At 62.9% G+C, this 16,069-nt stretch carries 17 protein-coding genes; 12 read left to right on the top strand and 5 right to left on the bottom strand.

Annotation, left to right across the window (positions count from 1 at the left end; genetic code table 11):
* The 6 genes from HV765_RS22820 to HV765_RS22795 form a co-directional block, all read left to right on the top strand.
* Positions 1 to 942: hypothetical protein (locus HV765_RS22820; protein ID WP_217483383.1), on the top strand; the 942-nt coding region annotated here is incomplete at its 5' end.
* Positions 942 to 1,778 carry a DUF6708 domain-containing protein gene (locus HV765_RS31925; protein WP_254600687.1) on the top strand — a complete coding sequence of 279 codons (837 nt, stop codon included), beginning with the start codon at positions 942 to 944 and terminating at the stop codon, positions 1,776 to 1,778. The genes HV765_RS22820 and HV765_RS31925, both read left to right, overlap by 1 nt.
* A 76-nt stretch (positions 1,779 to 1,854) precedes the next feature.
* Positions 1,855 to 2,664, top strand: a complete 810-nt coding sequence (locus HV765_RS31920; RefSeq protein ID WP_254600686.1) for a DUF6708 domain-containing protein — start codon at positions 1,855 to 1,857, stop codon at positions 2,662 to 2,664.
* 372 nt (positions 2,665 to 3,036) lie between these two features.
* Positions 3,037 to 3,549, top strand: a complete 513-nt coding sequence (locus HV765_RS32250; protein WP_175171032.1) for a DUF6708 domain-containing protein — start codon at positions 3,037 to 3,039, stop codon at positions 3,547 to 3,549.
* A 74-nt stretch (positions 3,550 to 3,623) separates the two neighbouring features.
* Positions 3,624 to 3,863, top strand: a complete 240-nt coding sequence (locus HV765_RS22800) for an Arm DNA-binding domain-containing protein (RefSeq protein ID WP_054427495.1) — start codon at positions 3,624 to 3,626, stop codon at positions 3,861 to 3,863.
* On the top strand, positions 3,860 to 4,423 hold the full coding sequence (locus tag HV765_RS22795) for an ureidoglycolate lyase (RefSeq protein ID WP_054427496.1): 564 nt from the start codon (positions 3,860 to 3,862) through the stop codon (positions 4,421 to 4,423). The genes HV765_RS22800 and HV765_RS22795 overlap by 4 nt, the downstream gene beginning before the upstream one ends.
* A 51-nt stretch (positions 4,424 to 4,474) precedes the next feature.
* On the opposite strand, the gene HV765_RS22790 is transcribed toward HV765_RS22795, so the two are convergent.
* A complete protein-coding gene (locus HV765_RS22790) occupies positions 4,475 to 5,062 on the bottom strand; it encodes a hypothetical protein (protein WP_175171031.1) in 588 nt (195 codons plus the stop codon).
* A gap of 245 nt (positions 5,063 to 5,307) precedes the next feature.
* Between HV765_RS22790 and HV765_RS22785 the strand changes: the two genes are divergently transcribed.
* Positions 5,308 to 6,792 (top strand): DUF1254 domain-containing protein, encoded by a 1,485-nt coding sequence (locus tag HV765_RS22785; protein ID WP_175171030.1) that lies wholly within the window; start codon positions 5,308 to 5,310, stop codon positions 6,790 to 6,792.
* Between the two features lie 4 nt (positions 6,793 to 6,796).
* Positions 6,797 to 7,726, top strand: coding sequence for a LysR family transcriptional regulator (locus HV765_RS22780; RefSeq protein ID WP_054427498.1), 930 nt, complete (start codon positions 6,797 to 6,799; stop codon positions 7,724 to 7,726).
* A gap of 11 nt (positions 7,727 to 7,737) precedes the next feature.
* On the opposite strand, the gene HV765_RS22775 is transcribed toward HV765_RS22780, so the two are convergent.
* From HV765_RS22775 to kce, 3 genes are all read right to left on the bottom strand, one after another.
* Positions 7,738 to 8,541, bottom strand: a complete 804-nt coding sequence (locus HV765_RS22775) for an SDR family oxidoreductase (protein ID WP_054427499.1) — start codon at positions 8,539 to 8,541, stop codon at positions 7,738 to 7,740.
* 79 nt (positions 8,542 to 8,620) lie between these two features.
* The gene (locus HV765_RS22770) at positions 8,621 to 9,820 is read right to left on the bottom strand and encodes an ABC transporter substrate-binding protein (RefSeq protein WP_175171029.1); all 1,200 of its coding nucleotides are present in this window, start codon (positions 9,818 to 9,820) and stop codon (positions 8,621 to 8,623) included.
* A 44-nt stretch (positions 9,821 to 9,864) separates the two neighbouring features.
* Complete coding sequence (kce, locus tag HV765_RS22765; protein ID WP_054427501.1) at positions 9,865 to 10,800, bottom strand: 3,5-dioxohexanoate:acetyl-CoA acetone transferase; 936 nt, start codon at positions 10,798 to 10,800, stop codon at positions 9,865 to 9,867.
* Positions 10,801 to 11,105: 305 nt separating this feature from the next.
* Between kce and HV765_RS22760 the strand changes: the two genes are divergently transcribed.
* The 4 genes from HV765_RS22760 to HV765_RS22745 all read left to right on the top strand — a co-directional run bounded on the left by HV765_RS22760 (position 11,106) and on the right by HV765_RS22745 (position 15,513).
* Positions 11,106 to 12,680, top strand: a complete 1,575-nt coding sequence (locus HV765_RS22760) for a xylulokinase (protein WP_175171028.1) — start codon at positions 11,106 to 11,108, stop codon at positions 12,678 to 12,680.
* 144 nt (positions 12,681 to 12,824) lie between these two features.
* Complete coding sequence (locus HV765_RS22755) at positions 12,825 to 13,766, top strand: ABC transporter permease (protein WP_054427502.1); 942 nt, start codon at positions 12,825 to 12,827, stop codon at positions 13,764 to 13,766.
* Between the two features lie 18 nt (positions 13,767 to 13,784).
* The gene (locus HV765_RS22750; RefSeq protein ID WP_175171027.1) at positions 13,785 to 14,747 is read left to right on the top strand and encodes a sugar ABC transporter substrate-binding protein; all 963 of its coding nucleotides are present in this window, start codon (positions 13,785 to 13,787) and stop codon (positions 14,745 to 14,747) included.
* Positions 14,748 to 14,769: 22 nt separating this feature from the next.
* Positions 14,770 to 15,513, top strand: a complete 744-nt coding sequence (locus tag HV765_RS22745) for an ATP-binding cassette domain-containing protein (protein ID WP_054427599.1) — start codon at positions 14,770 to 14,772, stop codon at positions 15,511 to 15,513.
* Between the two features lie 151 nt (positions 15,514 to 15,664).
* On the opposite strand, the gene HV765_RS22740 is transcribed toward HV765_RS22745, so the two are convergent.
* Entirely contained in the window at positions 15,665 to 15,946 is a 282-nt protein-coding gene (locus tag HV765_RS22740; RefSeq protein ID WP_054427504.1) for a peptidylprolyl isomerase, read from the bottom strand.
* Positions 15,947 to 16,069 lie beyond the last annotated feature (123 nt).

Here is a 16,069-nt window from a genome sequence, read left to right as displayed (position 1 = left end):
GCGGAGAGCGTACAGCCGTTCATGCGACGGGTGGCGGCGGTAGAAGGTGGGGCCGTGGCCAGGGCGATTGGGATGGGGAAGACGCTGATCAAGGCAGGGGGAGTGATAGCGGCGTTGGGAGGGGTGGCGGATGGGGTGGGGAGTTTTGCGGCGGCGAATCGAGCTAAAGGCGTGGGTGATGAACGTGCTGACGAGAAGCACAGTATTAGCGGTTCAATCTCCATTGTTGGAGCGATATTCAGTGTTCACGGTGCGATGACTGGGGGCGCATTGTTGGGGACGCTGGGGATTGGAATAGTGTTGGGACTAATCGCTTTTGCCATAGGGAAGATAGCCAGAGATCTGGAATCAGACAGCCTGGAACTGTGGGCGCGGCGTTCTTACTTCGGGCGGGGTGCCGGAGATGTCCGTTGGGGGAGCCCCGATCAAATGGACGCGGCGATGTCAGCGTTGAACGCCGCAGTGCTCGGCATGGACGCAAACGTCGGGTTTCGTACCGCTAAACGCGTCATGGATGCCGACCAACTATTAACGGCGGACATTTTGGACATTAAGGCAACAGGTGGCGTTGAGTCGGGCACTGAGCTAGGGTATCGAATTGTGCTTCCTGGTTTCGATCCCACGTTGTCGCGCTTTGAATTCAAGCTGCTTGTACAGCGATTTGGCGTCGAAAGAAGTGGACGGCGTACTCCATTATTGACTGACGACGTGCTTGCGGCGATGAATCACAACAGTCATGACAGGGCTCCCCCGTTGGGTGATTTCAGACATCTGACTGCGAACGGTCAGCGTTTACCAACCCAGGAGCTTCCCGTCCTGAGCTGCCGATATTGGCTCGGCCCCTTACACAGCATTAAAAGCGCGACCATCGAAATCACCTTCTGGCCAGATAGGGAAGACCTTTCCGGATATGCCCGCATCAGCATGACCGAGGAAGCCTAATGGCCCAAGCCAAACTCATGCCGCGTTGTCCTGGGTGGCAACGAGATTTGCCTGGGCCAGACGATCCTCCCGAGGCTCTGCCTAGCCTGCGGGAAGATGCGCCGAATCACATAGATGGTATTTACATGGAGCTGTCTCGACGCTCATCCAGCATACGTGGGGTTCTACTGTTCGGCATTGTCTTTACCGTTTATTGGGCGGTGATCGGCGGGCCTAGGATTATTGTTTCCGTTCTGAATCGGGACGTTGTCGCATTCAATTTTGATGACTTGACCACGGTCTTGCTTTCCCTATTTACCATTGCCCTTTGCGCATGGACCACCGTGCTCCTGTACCGGCTTGAGATTACCCAGCCCCGCGACCTCCCCATCCGCTTCAACCGCGCCCGTCGCCGCATCTACGTCTACGGCTTCCACATGGTCCGGTGGAATCCCTTCACCCGCTGGTATGTCACCACAGCCAGCTACCCCTGGGACGATGTCCGTGCAGAAGTCTGGGAGCAATGGGGCGTGACCTCGGGCGGCGGTTTGATTATCAAGTGGGGCGTTTCGATCGCCATCGTCAAACCCGGCACGAATGACGTCATCGAACGCTTCCACCTCAGCACCTACAACCACGATCTTGACAACCTCTGGGCCTACGTCTGCACCTACATGCAACAAGGCCCGCAGGCCTTGCCGCCTTGCGACATCGAACCACGGGATGCGAACGATGTGCCCGCGTACAACCTGGCGTTGCGCTGGGCGCCTCGGGTGGAGTGGCCGGAAGAGATGGATTGGGAGTCGCGATCCAGCGGAGATTCGGGAGCGTTGGAGGGCAGGGGGCAAGGATGGTGATGAGAGCAGCCACTATTGCGCCTGCCAAGGACGGTCTTACCGGCGAAGCCCGCATCAGCATGACCGAGGAAGCGTAATGGCCAGATCAAAACTCAATCCGCCCTGCGCAGGATGGCAACGCGATCTACCGGGACCTAATGATCCGACCGAAGTTGCGGCAACGCTGCGGGAGGACGCGCCCAATCATGTTGATGAAATATATATGGAACTATCGAGGCGTTCGTCCAATATTCGCGGTTTGCTGCTCTTGTTTGTGCCACTTTGCGCATATTTTCTAGCAAGGCGACCACTTATTCTCTTGAGTCGAGGAGGGGTTGAACTCAGCTTTGACTCCATAGTGACAGAGCTGCTGTTCTTCGGAATACTCTCCACGACGGCCTATCTTGCTTATCGCTTCGACGTCTCCCCACCCCGCGATCTCCCCATCCGCTTCAACCGAGCCCGCCGCCGCATCTACGTCTACGGCTTCCACATGGTCTGGTGGAACCCCTTCACTCGCTGGTACGTCACCACAGCCAGCTACCCCTGGGACGACGTCCGCGCGGAAGTCTGGGAACAATGGGGTGCCACCTCTGGCGGTGGTTTGATGATCAAGTGGGGCGTATCGATTGCCATCGTGAAACCCAACACCAATGACGTCATCGAACGCTTCCACCTCAGCACCTACAACCACGACCTCGACAACGTCTGGGCCTACGTCTGCACCTACATGCAGCAAGGCCCGCAAGCCTTGCCGCCTTGCAACATCGAACCGCGCAATGCGAACGATGTGCCGGCGTACAACTTGGCATTACGCTGGGCGCCTCGGGTGGAGTGGCCGAAAGCGATGGATTGGGAGTCGAGGTCTAGCGAAGGATCACGAGTGCTGGAGGGGCCGGGGCAATGACGCTGACGAGGGAATTGTTGTTTGTCACTGACAAGGGCGACCTTGTCCGCTGCGGCCACGTCTCGGCGTGACGGAGGACGCGTCATGATCAAGCCCCAGCTCAATCCGCCATGCGCCGGTTGGAAGCGTGATCTTCCGGGTCCGAACGCGCCGCCGGAAGTGGCTCCGGCACTGCATGAATGCGCCCCAAACTATCTGGACGACACGTATCTGGAACTTTCTCGACGATCCTCGGCGGTGCGAGGCCTGCTCGTGCTGACGCCGGTTTTCTTGTGCCCTCCGCTGTTTGGTCTCGTTTTCCGTATACCTGATGCAATAGGACACGCAATCACTTCGGGACCTAGTCAGTCTTGGATAGGTTTAATAATTTGGATGTGCGCGACTTTTTTGATCGGATGCTATTCGGTCTTTCTCTTTGTGAAGGCTGATGTCCTGCCTCCACGCGACCTCCCCATCCGCTTCAACCGCGCCCGCCGCCGCATCTACGTCTACGGCTTCCACATGGTCTGGTGGAACCCCTTCACTCGCTGGTACGTCACCACGGCCAGCTACCCCTGGGACGATGTCCGCGCAGAAGTCTGGGAACAATGGGGCGCTACCACTGGCGGCGGTTTGATGATCAAGTGGGGCGTATCGATTGCCATCGTCAAACCCGGCACGAATGACGTCATCGAACGCTTCCACCTCAGCACCTACAACCACGATCTTGACAACCTCTGGGCCTACGTCTGCACCTATATGCAGCAAGGCCCGCAAGCCTTGCCGCCTTGCGACATCGAACCACGGGACGCGAACGATGTGCCCGCGTACAACCTGGCGTTGCGCTGGGCGCCTCGGGTCATATGGCCCGAGGCAATGGACCTTGAATCCCGCAGCGCGCCCTGACTTCAACCCAGGGTTACACCCGTCACGTTGAAGCGATATCATGTCGCCCATCAGCAATCACCACGGGAAAGGCGATGAGCCAGGGGTTCGATGGGGTCAGGCCCGCGTCGGAATCGTCGATCGAGATCGGCTTCTTTTTTGAAGGCCGGCACTGCGTCGAGCGCATCCGCGTCAAACCCACGGCCGCCAACCTCAAGCGCGCTGCGGATCGGCGCGCAGCCATTCTGGAAGCCATTGCCCGCGGCGATTTCGACTACGACGCCGAATTTCCGAAACGCGGCGCTTCGCCCAAGCCATCACAGGGTTCCGCATGACAAGCAACAAGCAATTGGAAGTCAATGTTCTGACACCCGACGCCTTTACCGCGTACGGCTGGATGCTGGGCAAGCCGATGCCGGACGGCAACGGCGTACCGTTGTTCTCGAACCCTGCCACCGATTTTTGGCAGGAGCATGTGTTCAACACGGGCGCGGGCGGTGATGCCGAACTGTTGTGGGTGAACTATCGCAGCCCGTCCACGGAAATCACGAATCTGGAAAAGCACTTGCTGACGCAGCAGGCCATCGTGCCGCTGACCGGCGAGATCATTCAAGTGGTGGCGCAGAGCGCCGCGGATGGCAGCCCCGATCTGGCCACGCTTGCCGCGTTTCGCGTGCCGCAAGGGCAGGGCATCTGCATGCGGCCGGGGTGCTGGCATGCGACGCGCGTTATCGATGGCGAGGTCACCTGCCTGATGCTGACGCGCCGCTCGACCACGGTGGATCTGATCCAGCATCTGACGACCGACGCGAGCGCCTCGGAAAGCGCCATCGTCGCCATTCCGTTGCATCACCTGGAAAACCTGACGGAGCAAGCGCAGGAAGTCGACGCGTAAGCATGGGATGCGTTAGCGGCGGCCGATTGCCGCCGCCAGACGCGCCAGCAATCATTCCCCCTCGCTGCACGCCACGCCCAGCCGTTTGAACAACGGCCACTTATTCCGATAGCCGTCTGTCCAGATCATGCGGGCGTAGCCATCGAACGGCGCGTCAACGGTGTGCACGGTGATCTGCGCGGCGGCGGCATCGTCCTTCGGGCAAAAGGGCTGACCCGGGGTCGGGTACAGCCCGCCTTCCCACACCGCGCTGCCGCAATGCTCGCAGAAGTTGGTCCATTGTTCTTGTTGCGTGGCATCCTGACGCAATGCTGGCGCCAGACTTTGCAAGGTCAATGCGACATCCGCCGATAGCATGTAGACCTGGGAAAGCAAGGCCGGGCCGGGTATCGTCTGCCATGCCTCAGGGCGGAACAGCCAGTCGTGAAAATCCCCCGGCGCCAGGCCAAGGCTGTCTTCGTTTTCGTCCAGCTCGCTGTCGGCTTCGGTGCTTTCATAGCCGGGCGGCACGGCTAGCGCGAACACCGGCGTGGCCTGCCCACATTGCTTGCACACGTGCTGCGCCTGCAATACGTAGTAGGAAGACGCCCGCACATTGGTGTCCGGGACGGTGGGGCGGGCGGAGTCGTCGTCTTGCATGATGTACCTGAGGGATTGCAATGCGGGGCTGCAAAGCGGGATTGCAAAGCGGGGTCGCAACGTGGGGTTGTACCGCGCGCGGACGCCCTGCCGGACGTTTCAGTGCGCTGATGCGGCGCGCGCGCCACACCCTTTCTTCTTCATTGCCGGGAAATATGCCAGAATCGTCCCCGGAAATTCTGCCTTGCCTGCGACGCTGCCGCCACCTGGGCGTTGCCAACATCTTGACCGTGTTGGAGCAAACCATGCGCGACCGCCAGAGTATCACTGGATTTTCCTGCCTTGCACGACGCGCGCCTGCGCGTTGGCTCACCGCCACCGTGGTTGCCGCCGGCCTGACGGCAGGGCTGGCCGGGTGCAGCTTCACGTCGCCCGACGAGGCCACGGGGTCGCAGTCGGTCGGTATCCATGGCGTCACGGCGCAACAAGCGCGCAGCATCGCCAGCGAAGCCTATCTGTATGGCACGCCCATGGTCGCCAGCTACCAGACCATGTATGCGTTCAGCATCGACAAGAGCAACCCGCAGTACAAGGGGCCGTTCAACACGGTCAACAACATTGCGCGCGTGTTCACGCCGGAAGACACGGCCTTTGTCACGCCGAATTCCGACACGCCGTATTCATTCGCCGTGCTGGATCTGCGGGCGGAGCCCGTCGTCATCAGCGTGCCGCCGATGGAAAAGCGGCGCTACTTTGTTCTGCAATTGATGGATCTGTATACGTACAATTTTGCGTATATCGGCAGCCGCAGCACGGGTAACGGCGGTGGCAATTTCCTGATCGCGGGTCCGCGCTGGAACGGTAAGGTACCGGCAGGCATTACCAAGGTGATCAAGTCCGAAACGGAACTCGTCAACATGGTGGGCCGCACGCAGCTGTTCAACGCGGCCGACCTTGAAAACGTCAAACGCATCCAGTCGCGCTACAAGATTCAGCCGCTATCGACCTTTGCCCAGCGGCCCGCGCCGCCAGCGCCTGCGGCCGTTGAGTGGATACCTCCGGTGCCGCCTGGTGAGATGCGCACGTCGCTGGAGTTCTATAACCAGCTGGCCTTTCTGATGCAATTTGCGCCCACGCATCCTACCGAGAAATGGCTGCGCGAACGCTTTGCCAGCATCGGCATCCGGCCGGGCGAGCCTTACAAGGCGGAAAGCCTGGACCCCCGGCTGCGCCGCGCGCTGCGGGAAGGCATGCATACGGCGCAAAACGATATCGACAAGAACCGCACGGCGCTCGGCGGCAAAACCGACACGCTGTTTGGCGACCGCAGCACGTTGAAAAACAACTACCTGGCGCGCGCGACCGGTACGCAAGTGGGCATCGGCGCCAACTCGCGCGAAGAGGCGCTATACCCCGTGCTGGAGAAAGACAGCCGCGGTCAGGAGCTGGATGGCAAGTACGCGTACACATTGCGTTTTGCGCCACGCAGCCTGCCGCCCGTCAACGCGTTCTGGTCCATGACGATGTATCGCTTGCCCGAACAGTTGCTGGCGCCGAACGCCATCAATCGATATCTGATCAATTCGCCCATGCTGCCGTCGCTGAAGAAAGACCCGGACGGCGGGTTGACGCTTTACATCCAGGCGCAATCGCCGGGCAAGGGCAAGGAATCCAATTGGCTGCCCGCGCCCGATGGCCCATTCATGGTGACGATGCGGTATTACTGGCCGAAGCCGGATTTGCTGAGCGGAAAGTGGGTGTCGCCAGAAATTGAACGCGTGGCGAAGTAGGGGTATGAAGCGCAATTTCAATATCCACGATCTGCGCATCTTCTATACGGTCGTCATGACCGGTTCGACGCGTCAGGCCGCGCAGGTGATGAGCCTGACACAGCCCGCGATCAGCCATGCCGTGTCGCGGCTGGAAAGCGCCACGGGCGTGCAGTTGTTTGACCGCTCGCACAAGACCCTGCGGCCCACGGAAGCCGGGCAATATCTCTACACCGAAGCGAAGTTCGTGCTGGACGAGCTGGTGCGTATCGACGAAGCGCTGCACAGCATCGAGCAGTTTGGCGGGCGCGGTTTGCGTATTGCGTCCTCGCCTGCGCTGGCCCTGGTGTATGCGCCCGAGGCCGTGAAGCGCTATGTGGATGAACATGGCAAGCGGCCCTTCTCGGTGGACGTGGAATCGTCGGTGCAGGTGATCAGCGCAGTCGAAACCATGCGGGCTGACTTTGGCCTGGGCGCGGTCGGGCGCGACAGCCCGCGTCTGAACTTCACGCCTTTTCTGCGCACCGACGTCATGGCTATCGTGCACCGCGAGCATCCCCTGGCGCAGCGCGGGGCGATTGCGGTAGCGGATATTTCACCGGAGTCGTTCGTGAAGCCGCTGTGGTCCGATTACGTGGTCGCGCAGGGCGACATTGGTGATACCGCAGCGTTGGATTCCAGCATGCAAGCGCACATGACCTTGGTGCCGGGAACGGTGCGCGCCGTGAAAGGCATCAGCCTGGTCAATGCGTTGTCGGCGTCGGATATTGCGTCCGTCTATCCCGACATCGTCGCGCTGCCGCTCACCTCGCGGCAGTGGTTCGAGTTCGTGTTGATCACCCGCAGAGAGGCGCAAAACCAGGAACTGGCTGAGCGTTTGTTGGGCGCGCTGCACGCCACCGCGCAAGCGCGCCGGGCGGGCGTTTTTGCGGACACGATCCAGCTGATCGGGTAGCACGCCGCGCGTCAGTCCGCCGGCGGCTGCCACGGCAGCGATTGCAGATCGCCGTCGATGCTGATGGCTTGCCCGCTGATCATCGCGCCAAATGGGCTGGCCAGGAACAGGGCCATGTTCGCGATATCGGCGGCGCTTACGAATTGCCGAAGGCTGACGCCCGCCAATTCCAGCTTGGTTTCTTCTTCCACCGTGAGCCCCATGGTGCGCGCCCGGGCGGCGATGACGCGGTCGATGCGCGGGCCAGCCACCAAGCCCGGCAGCAGGGCGTTAACGCGGATGCCGTAGGTGCCCAGCTCCACGGCCAACGACCGCGTCAGCCCCACCACGCCCCATTTGGACGCGGCATAGGGCGTGCGCATGGGCAACCCCATGCGGCCCGCCACGGAACTGATGTTGATGATGGAGCCGCCACCGGCTTCGCGCAGCGCGGGCACGGCGTGGCGCACGGTGTGAAACTGCGACGCCAGGTTGATGTCGAGCGTGGCGCTCAGGTCGGCCGGTTCAATGTCGGTGACGCTGGCGGTGGGGCCGGCAATGCCGGCGTTGTTCACCAGCACGTCCAGCCCGCCCAGGTGCGCTAGCGCGGTCTGCATGTAGCGGTCGATGTCGTCGCGGCGGCTGACGTCGGCGCGGCTCCAGGCGTGGCGGCAGTGGGCCAAGGCGCCGTCGTCCACATCACACAGATGCACGCGCGCGCCGCGGTCGGCAAAGGCATCGGCTAGCGCCGCGCCGATGCCTGATGCGCCGGCGGTGATGATGACGCGGCGGCCGCTCAGGTCCACCGGCAGGGCGGTCAAGTCTTGCGAGGTCATGGGTGTTCCTAGAGGTGTGTCGGGCGCGGCAGGGGCAGCGTGCGAAGCGGGTGTGGAGGGCGCGGAGGGCGCACCCGGCTCAGGGCGTCATCAAGCGGCACTTGGATTCCTGTGGCGACGTGTAGATGTCGCCACCCGGAATCTTCGCGATCAGCTTGTAGTAGTCCCACGGCCCCTTGGATTCCGCGGGCTTCTTCACCTGCATCAGATACATGTCGTGCACCAGTAGGCCGTCTGCGCGGACCGTCGCGTTCTGAACGAAGAAGTCATTCACGGGGTTGCTCTTTACCCACTTCATGATCGTGTCGCCATCGGTCGTGCCGGTGGCTTTCACCGCATTCAGATAGGTAGTGGTGACCGAATAATCGCCCGCTTGCAGCATCGACGGCTTCTTCTTCATGCGCTCTTCAAAGCGCGCCGCCCACTTGCGCGACGCGTCGTCCTGGTCCCAGTACCAGGCCGTGGTCAGGTACATGTCTTGCGCGGCGGCCAGGCCCAGCGCGTGGATGTCGGTGATCAGCACCAGCAGGCCGGCGATCTTCATCTTGGGCGTCAACCCGAATTCTGCGGCGGCCTTCACGGCGTTGCTGGTGTCGTTGGCGGAGTTCGCCAAACCCAATACGGTTGCGCCCGACGCCTGCGCCTGCAAGATGTATGACGAGAAGTCTGCCGTGTTCAGTGGGTGCCGCACGCGGCCCTTCACCTGACCGCCATTGGCTTGCACCACGGCGGACGCGTCGCGCTCCAGCGCATGGCCGAAGGCGTGGTCCACCGTCAGGAAGTACCAGTCCTTATTGCCTTCCTTGAGCATGGCGCGGGCCGTGCCGCGCGACAGCGATACCGTGTCGTACACGTAGTGCACCGTGTAGGGCGTGCACTGCGCGTTCGTCAATTCCGACGCACCCGCGCTGACCACGAAGAACGGCGTCTTCTTTTCTTCGGCCACCTTCGCCATGGCCAGTGCGGCGGCCGAGTTCGCGCCCGCGATCAGCATGTCTACGCCTTTCTGGTCCAGCCATTCGCGCGCTCGCGACGACGCGATGTCGGCGCGGTTCTGGTGGTCGGCCACCAGCACTTCAATCTTTTTGCCGTCGATGGCGCCGCCCATGTCCGCCACCGCCATCTTGATGGCTTCGGCGCCACCGGGGCCATCGGCGTCTGCCGACAAGCCCGACATATCGGTGATGAAGCCGATGCGGATCACGCTGTCGTCGGCGTGGGCGGCCGCGCCCAGGCTCAGCAATGCGGCGGCCACGGCCGCGTTCAAGGTGTTCTTCATGATGTTGTCTCCCCGCTAGGGTATGAATCGTTGTCGGTGCGCGGTCAAAACGCCACGTTGTTCCGGCCTTTCAGTTGCAAGATCTCGCGCGCGTCGTCGGGCGTGGCGATGCGCAGCGACAGGTCTTCAAGAATGCGGCGGATGCGCCGTACCTGGTCCGCGTTCGAGCGCGCCAATTCGCCCGGCCCGTCCCACAGCGAATCCTCCAGCCCCACGCGCACATTGCCGCCCATCGTGGCCGACATCGTGGCAAGCGGCGTTTGCTTGCGGCCAGCGGCCAGCACTGACCACACGTAGTCGTCACCAAACAGCCGGTCGGCCGTGCGGCGCATCGTCATTACATCTTCGGGGTGGGTGCCGATACCGCCGCGGATTCCGAATACCGACTGGATCAGGAACGGCGGCTTCAGCAAGCCCTTGTCCACAAAGTGCGCGGCCGTATATAGATGGCCAACGTCGTAGCATTCGATCTCAAAACGCGTGCCGTTGTCGTTGCAGGACGCCAGGATGTGCTCGATGTCCTTGAACGTGTTCCGAAAGATCAAGTCGTTGCTGGACTCCAGATACGGGCGTTCCCAGTCGTGCTTGAATTCCTGGAAGCGTTCCAGCAATTCATACATGCCGAAGTTCATCGACCCCATGTTCAACGAGGCCACTTCGGGCTTGAATTGGGTGGCGGGCAGCATGCGTTCGCTGACCGGCAGCACGGGCGAACCGCCCGTCGTGATGTTGATGACGACATCGCTGGCAGCCTTGATGCGCGGCAAGAATTGCGCGTACAGCGCGGGGTCTTGCGTGGGCTTGCCGGTTTGCGGGTCGCGCGCGTGCAGATGCACGATGGCTGCGCCGGCCTCGGCGGCGTCCAGCGCCGACTGCGCGATGTCGTCCGGCGTCACCGGCAGATACGGGGACATCGACGGCGTATGAACCGACCCCGTAATGGCGCAGGTGATGATCACATTGCTCTTGGTTTTTTTCATGGGCCTTGGACGTGTGATGTTATTTTTGGGCCCCGGCTGTCTCCTCCGGGTGCGGCCCATTCTGTCGTACGGTCTTGCCCTTGTCACCTGAACAGAAATTATCAACTGATAGGGTTTCCGGTGCTGCGGCGCAACGACGGCCGCAGCAGCGATACCACGCCGGCCGTCAGCCCGGCATCGCCTCGGCATCGTCTCGACGCCACCCCGGCCGTCGGCTCGGCATCGCCCCAACATCGTCTCGATGCCACCCCAACGCCACCTCGACATCCACGCTGCCAGTCCGCCCTGAAATACAATTCCCGGCTATGTCCGCCCCATCGATCGTCTCCACGGCTTCTTCCGAATCGTCCTCTTCCGGCTCCGGCTCCGGCTCCGGCTCTGGCTATGTGCTGGCCGTGGACCTAGGCGGCACGCGCTTTCGGGCGGCGCTGGTCGATGAGGCAGGCGGCATCGCGCATTCCTGCTTCATCGACAGCCCGGCGGGCGCGGGCGGCCCGCCCGGCTGGGACGAGATCGACGCCGACGCGTGGTGGCGCGGCCTGCAAACCCTATCCAACACCTTGGCCGAGCAAGCGGGCGCGGCGTTCGATGCCGTTGCCGCCATCGCCATCTGCGGCGTCACGCGCACGCAGGTGTTCGTTGATGCGCAGGGCGCCGCCATCCGCCCGGCCATCACATGGCGCGACACGCGTACGGCGGCGGACGTGGGCGAATGGCTGGCGGCCATCCCTGCCGATCACCCCGAACGCAAACAGATCAACGCCTTTCACCCCTGGGCGCGCCTGGCGTGGTTGCTGCGCACCGAGCCGCAACACGCCGCCCGCGTGCGCGTCGTGCTGGAACCCAAGGACTATCTGAACTTCCGGCTGACGGGCCGTGCCGCCAGCGACACCGTGTCGATGGCGCGGCTGGCAGCGGCCGCGCAGCCGCACGCGGGCGGGCCTGACCTGTTGACCGCGCTAGGCGCCGACCCTGCCTGGGTGCCGCCGCTGCTGGACCCGTTGGCGGTCGTCGCCGCCGTCCAGCCCGGCTTGCCCGGGGCATTGGCGCGGCTGGCCGGTCGCAGCGTCGTCGCGTGTTCCAACGACACCTGGGCGGCCGTGGCCGGCTTGGGCGCACTGCGCGCGGGCTATGCCTACAACATCTCGGGTACCACCGAAGTGTTTGGCGCGGTGGGCGCTGAACCGGTGCAGGCGCAAGGGCTGATGACGGTTGACTGGGGCAACGGCAATCACCAGATTGGCGGACCGGGCCAGAACGGCGCGGACACCATCGCATGGCTGCTGCCCTTGCTTGGGCGCTTGGGTGAAGACGGCATGGCGGGCGTCGGCCACGCCATGAACGCGCTGTTGAATGCGGCGCGAGATCCGCAGCCCGCGCTGTTCCTGCCTTATCTGCAAGGCGAGCGCGTGCCGTACTGGGACCCACATCTGCGTGGCGCTTTCGTTGGCCTGAACCGGCGCCATGGTCCGGGCGACTTGGCGTGGGCAGTGCTTGAGGGCGTGGCCTTCCTGAATCGCACCGTGCTGGAACGCGCCGAAGCCGCGCTGGGCAGCGCGGTCGGGGAAATTCGTTTCGGTGGCGGCGCGGCGTCCAACCCGCAGTGGTGCCAGGTCAAGGCCGACATCTGCGAACGCGCCGTCGTCGTGGGCCAGGCCGAACAGCCGGGCGTGGTGGGTGCGGCGGTTGCCGCCTGGACCGCGCTGGGCCGCTACGGCAGCTTTGCCGCCGCGCAGGATGCACTCGTGCGGCCCGCCCATCGCTACGAACCGCAGGCCGCGCGCAGGGACGCCTATCGCGCGTTGTACGCCCAGTTCCGCGCTGCTGAGGCGGCGTTGACCCCGGTGTCGCACGCCTTGGCCGGGTTGCGATTGCCGTAAAAACCCTAAGTCCACGCAGTGGCAACGCGCCCCTGCCGGCCGCCGCCCGGGTATAAACTGCTACGCCATCAGGGCGCCAACGCCCGGCAGGTGGTGGATAACCCTTGCACGACAACGAAAATCAACGCAGCAAGGGTCAAGTCGATGCGCGGCATCCTGGAAAAGTACGGCACGGCAATCGCAGGATTGGTCCTGGTGGGCTTCTTCGCAATCGCCGCGCAAAATTTCGCGGCGCCGAACAATCTACTGAACATCGCCAAGGAAACCAGCTTCCTGGCCATCATCGCCATCGGCTTCACGCTGGCGCTGGTCACCGCTGAACTGGATTTATCCGTGGCCGACGTGGCGAGCCTTGCCGCCGTCGTCACCGGCGCGCTGGTGCATACCGGCCAGCCCGTGTTGATGGCGGTTGCAGCGGGCTTGGGCGTCGGGTTGCTCTGCGGCCTGGTCAACGGCATTGCCGTGACCCGACTGCGCGTCCCTTCACTGATTGCGACGCTAGGCATGGCGGCCATGGCGCGCGGCTTCGCCTTCATGTTGACCGACGGCGTGTCTTACGTGGGCCGCTGGCCCGCCACCTTCACCGATCTGGCGCGCGCCAAACCGTTCGGCATCCCCGCACTGGTGCTCTGGATGCTGGGCACCGTGCTGGCCGCCTACTTCCTGATCAAGTGGACGCGCACCGGCGCGCGCATGACGGCCACGGGCGAAGCGGGGGAATCCGCGCGCCTGGCCGGCATCAACATCCGCGCCATGAAAAGCATCGGCCTGGCGCTGTCCGGCGTGTGCGCCGGCCTGGCCGCGGTGCTGCTCACGTCCAGCCTGTCGTCCGCCGCGCCCAACATGGCGGGCGACTACTTCCTGTACGCCATCGCCGCCGTCCTGCTGGGCATGACCATGTTCAACCCCGGCCACGCCAACATCCCCGGCACGCTTGTTGCCGCGCTGATCTTGAAGGTGCTGGGCAACGGCCTCGTGCTGATGGGCGCGCCGTACTACGTGCAGGACATCGTGCTGGGCTTCATCATGATCGCGTCCGTCGCGGTGTCATCGGCCGTGCTGAAGAAAGCGGCTTTCAAATTCTGATCCGAAGGGGAAACCACCATGAAGACATTGCTTAAGCGCACGTTGCTTGTCAGCGCGTTTGCTGTCCAGGCCCTGGCCGCCAGCGCCGCTCACGCCTTTGACGTGGGCATCGTCGCGTTCCAGATGTCGTCCGAAACGCACGCCCGTGTCGCCAACGCCGCGGCCGAAGCCGCCCGCGCCAAAGGCTGGACCGTGACGCAACTGAACGCCGAAGGCTCACTGCCCAAGCTGGCCGAACAGCTGGATACGCTCGTCAACAAGAAGGTCGACGCCATCGTCATCGCCATGGGCAAGCCCGTGGAAACCGATGCCCAGCTGCAAGCCGCCAAAGAGAAAGGCATCCCCGTTGTCGGCGTGATGTCCGGCGCCAGCCCGCACATGCTGTTCGACGTGGAAGTCAACGAATACGCCACCGGCGCGCAGTCGGTGCTGTATCTGCTGGGCAAGATGGGCTACCAGGGCAACATCCTGTCCGCGCGCTTTGATGGCAACTCCGGCACCCGCATTCGCGGCAAGATGCTCGACGCCGTCCTCACGGAAAACACCGCCGTCAAAGACCTGGCCAAGTTCAGCATGGCCCGCACTCAAAGCTGGCGCGACGACGTGCGCAACGGCATGCAGGCGCTGTTTCTGCGCCATCAAGGCCAGTTCAAAGGCGTGTGGGCATCGTTTGACGGGCAAGCCTATGTCATCGACGACCTGCTGCAATCCCAAGGCATGAAGAAGGGCGACATCACCTTGGTATCGGTGGACGGCGGCCCTGAAACCTATCGCCGCATCGCCGACCCCAACAGCCTGATCACGGCCACGATGATGATCCCGTTCGAGCAGTTGGGCGCCAGCGCCATCGACTCAATCGACCGCATCGTGGTGAAGAAGGAACCCAAAGAGAAGGTGGCGTCAGGCCCGTACCTGTTCATGGATTCCGTGCTGGTCGATGCCAGCAACGTCCAGAAATTCCTGCAACCCGCCGCCAAGTAACCCTGACAAAACCGTGACCACCATGACCGCCGCGTTGTCGCTTCGCCAGATTCGGAAGTCCTATGGGGCTGTTGAGGCCCTGAAGGGCGTGGACCTGGACGTGCCCGAAGGCAAGGTGATGGCCATCTGCGGCGACAACGGCGCGGGCAAATCCACGCTGATCCGCATCATCTCCGGGGCGCAAGCGCCAACGGGCGGGAACTTGAGCCTGAACGGCAAGCCGGTCGCGTTCCGCTCGCCGCACGACGCGCTGGTGCAGGGCATTGCGACGATCTACCAGGATTTGGCGCTGGCGCCGCGCCTGTCCATCTGGGAAAACGTCTTCATGGGCGCGGAACGCGTGCGCCGCGTGGGACCGTTCCAAGTGCTGGACAAGCGCCGCATGGCCGAAGAAGCGCGCGGCTATTTGCAGCGCCTGTCGGTACCCATCGAAGACATGGACCGCCCCGTCGAACGCATGTCAGGCGGCCAACGCCAAGCCGTCGCCATCGCCCGCGCCCTACGCTGGGACGCGCGCGTCGTCATCATGGACGAACCCACCGCCGCCCTGGGCGTCAAGGAAACCGCGCTGGTGTTGAACCTGGTGCGCAAACTGCGCGAAGAAGGACGCACAGTGATCCTGATCAGCCACAACATGGCGGATGTGGTGGCGCTGGCGGATCGTGTGGCGATCCTGAAGGGCGGCGTCAAGGTCATCGAACGGGATATCGCCGGGCTGGACGCAGATGCCTTGGCGCATCGGGTGATGACGGGCAAGGACGGATAGCGCCGGAGACGTTGGCGCGAGGATTGCAAGCGCGGGCAGCAATCGCAAACAGCAATCGCAAACAGTGATCGCAAACAGTGATCGCAAACACAATAAAAAACCGCCGCCGGGTCACCCCAGGCGGCGGTTTTTTTGCGTGCAGCGGCGGGACTTAGTCCTGGCGGCTGGTCACTTCAACCAGGTGATAACCAAACTGGGTCTTCACCGGACCCTGGACCACGCCAACCGGGGCGCTGAACACGACGGTATCGAATTCCTTGACCATTTGGCCCGGGCCAAACGTACCCAGATTGCCACCGTCACGGCTCGACGGGCAGCTGGAGTTTTCCTTGGCGACTTGAGCGAAGTCAGCGCCGTTTTCAATGGAGGTCTTGAGTTCGTTGCACTTGGCTTCGGTGGAAACGAGGATGTGACGGGCGGAGGCTTGTGCCATGTGGGGCTCCTGGAGGGGGGAGTGATTGGGGAGGGGAGAGTAACGCATTTGAGCGTGCTCACTACCCCGTAATGATAAACGGGAGCGGGACGAGGCTCGGAGTCCGGGGGGCTACGACAGGCG

This window comes from Achromobacter kerstersii, assembly GCF_902859595.1.
GTDB lineage: Bacteria > Pseudomonadota > Gammaproteobacteria > Burkholderiales > Burkholderiaceae_B > Achromobacter > Achromobacter kerstersii.
The sequence above is the reverse complement of the archived record's forward strand: the minus strand, read 5'-3'. Positions and strand labels throughout refer to the sequence as shown.

What these genes read in the sequence shown, in the direction of transcription:
- HV765_RS31925 (WP_254600687.1), top strand. Translation starts at nt 942, where the DNA reads ATGGCCCAAGCCAAACTCATGCCGCGTTGTCCTGGGTGGCAACGAGAT.
- HV765_RS31920 (WP_254600686.1), top strand. Translation starts at nt 1,855, where the DNA reads ATGGCCAGATCAAAACTCAATCCGCCCTGCGCAGGATGGCAACGCGAT.
- HV765_RS32250 (WP_175171032.1), top strand. Translation starts at nt 3,037, where the DNA reads ATGTGCGCGACTTTTTTGATCGGATGCTATTCGGTCTTTCTCTTTGTG.
- HV765_RS22800 (WP_054427495.1), top strand. Translation starts at nt 3,624, where the DNA reads ATGAGCCAGGGGTTCGATGGGGTCAGGCCCGCGTCGGAATCGTCGATC.
- HV765_RS22795 (WP_054427496.1), top strand. Translation starts at nt 3,860, where the DNA reads ATGACAAGCAACAAGCAATTGGAAGTCAATGTTCTGACACCCGACGCC.
- HV765_RS22790 (WP_175171031.1), bottom strand. Translation starts at nt 5,062, where the DNA reads ATGCAAGACGACGACTCCGCCCGCCCCACCGTCCCGGACACCAATGTG.
- HV765_RS22785 (WP_175171030.1), top strand. Translation starts at nt 5,308, where the DNA reads ATGCGCGACCGCCAGAGTATCACTGGATTTTCCTGCCTTGCACGACGC.
- HV765_RS22780 (WP_054427498.1), top strand. Translation starts at nt 6,797, where the DNA reads ATGAAGCGCAATTTCAATATCCACGATCTGCGCATCTTCTATACGGTC.
- HV765_RS22775 (WP_054427499.1), bottom strand. Translation starts at nt 8,541, where the DNA reads ATGACCTCGCAAGACTTGACCGCCCTGCCGGTGGACCTGAGCGGCCGC.
- HV765_RS22770 (WP_175171029.1), bottom strand. Translation starts at nt 9,820, where the DNA reads ATGAAGAACACCTTGAACGCGGCCGTGGCCGCCGCATTGCTGAGCCTG.
- kce (WP_054427501.1), bottom strand. Translation starts at nt 10,800, where the DNA reads ATGAAAAAAACCAAGAGCAATGTGATCATCACCTGCGCCATTACGGGG.
- HV765_RS22760 (WP_175171028.1), top strand. Translation starts at nt 11,106, where the DNA reads ATGTCCGCCCCATCGATCGTCTCCACGGCTTCTTCCGAATCGTCCTCT.
- HV765_RS22755 (WP_054427502.1), top strand. Translation starts at nt 12,825, where the DNA reads ATGCGCGGCATCCTGGAAAAGTACGGCACGGCAATCGCAGGATTGGTC.
- HV765_RS22750 (WP_175171027.1), top strand. Translation starts at nt 13,785, where the DNA reads ATGAAGACATTGCTTAAGCGCACGTTGCTTGTCAGCGCGTTTGCTGTC.
- HV765_RS22745 (WP_054427599.1), top strand. Translation starts at nt 14,770, where the DNA reads ATGACCGCCGCGTTGTCGCTTCGCCAGATTCGGAAGTCCTATGGGGCT.
- HV765_RS22740 (WP_054427504.1), bottom strand. Translation starts at nt 15,946, where the DNA reads ATGGCACAAGCCTCCGCCCGTCACATCCTCGTTTCCACCGAAGCCAAG.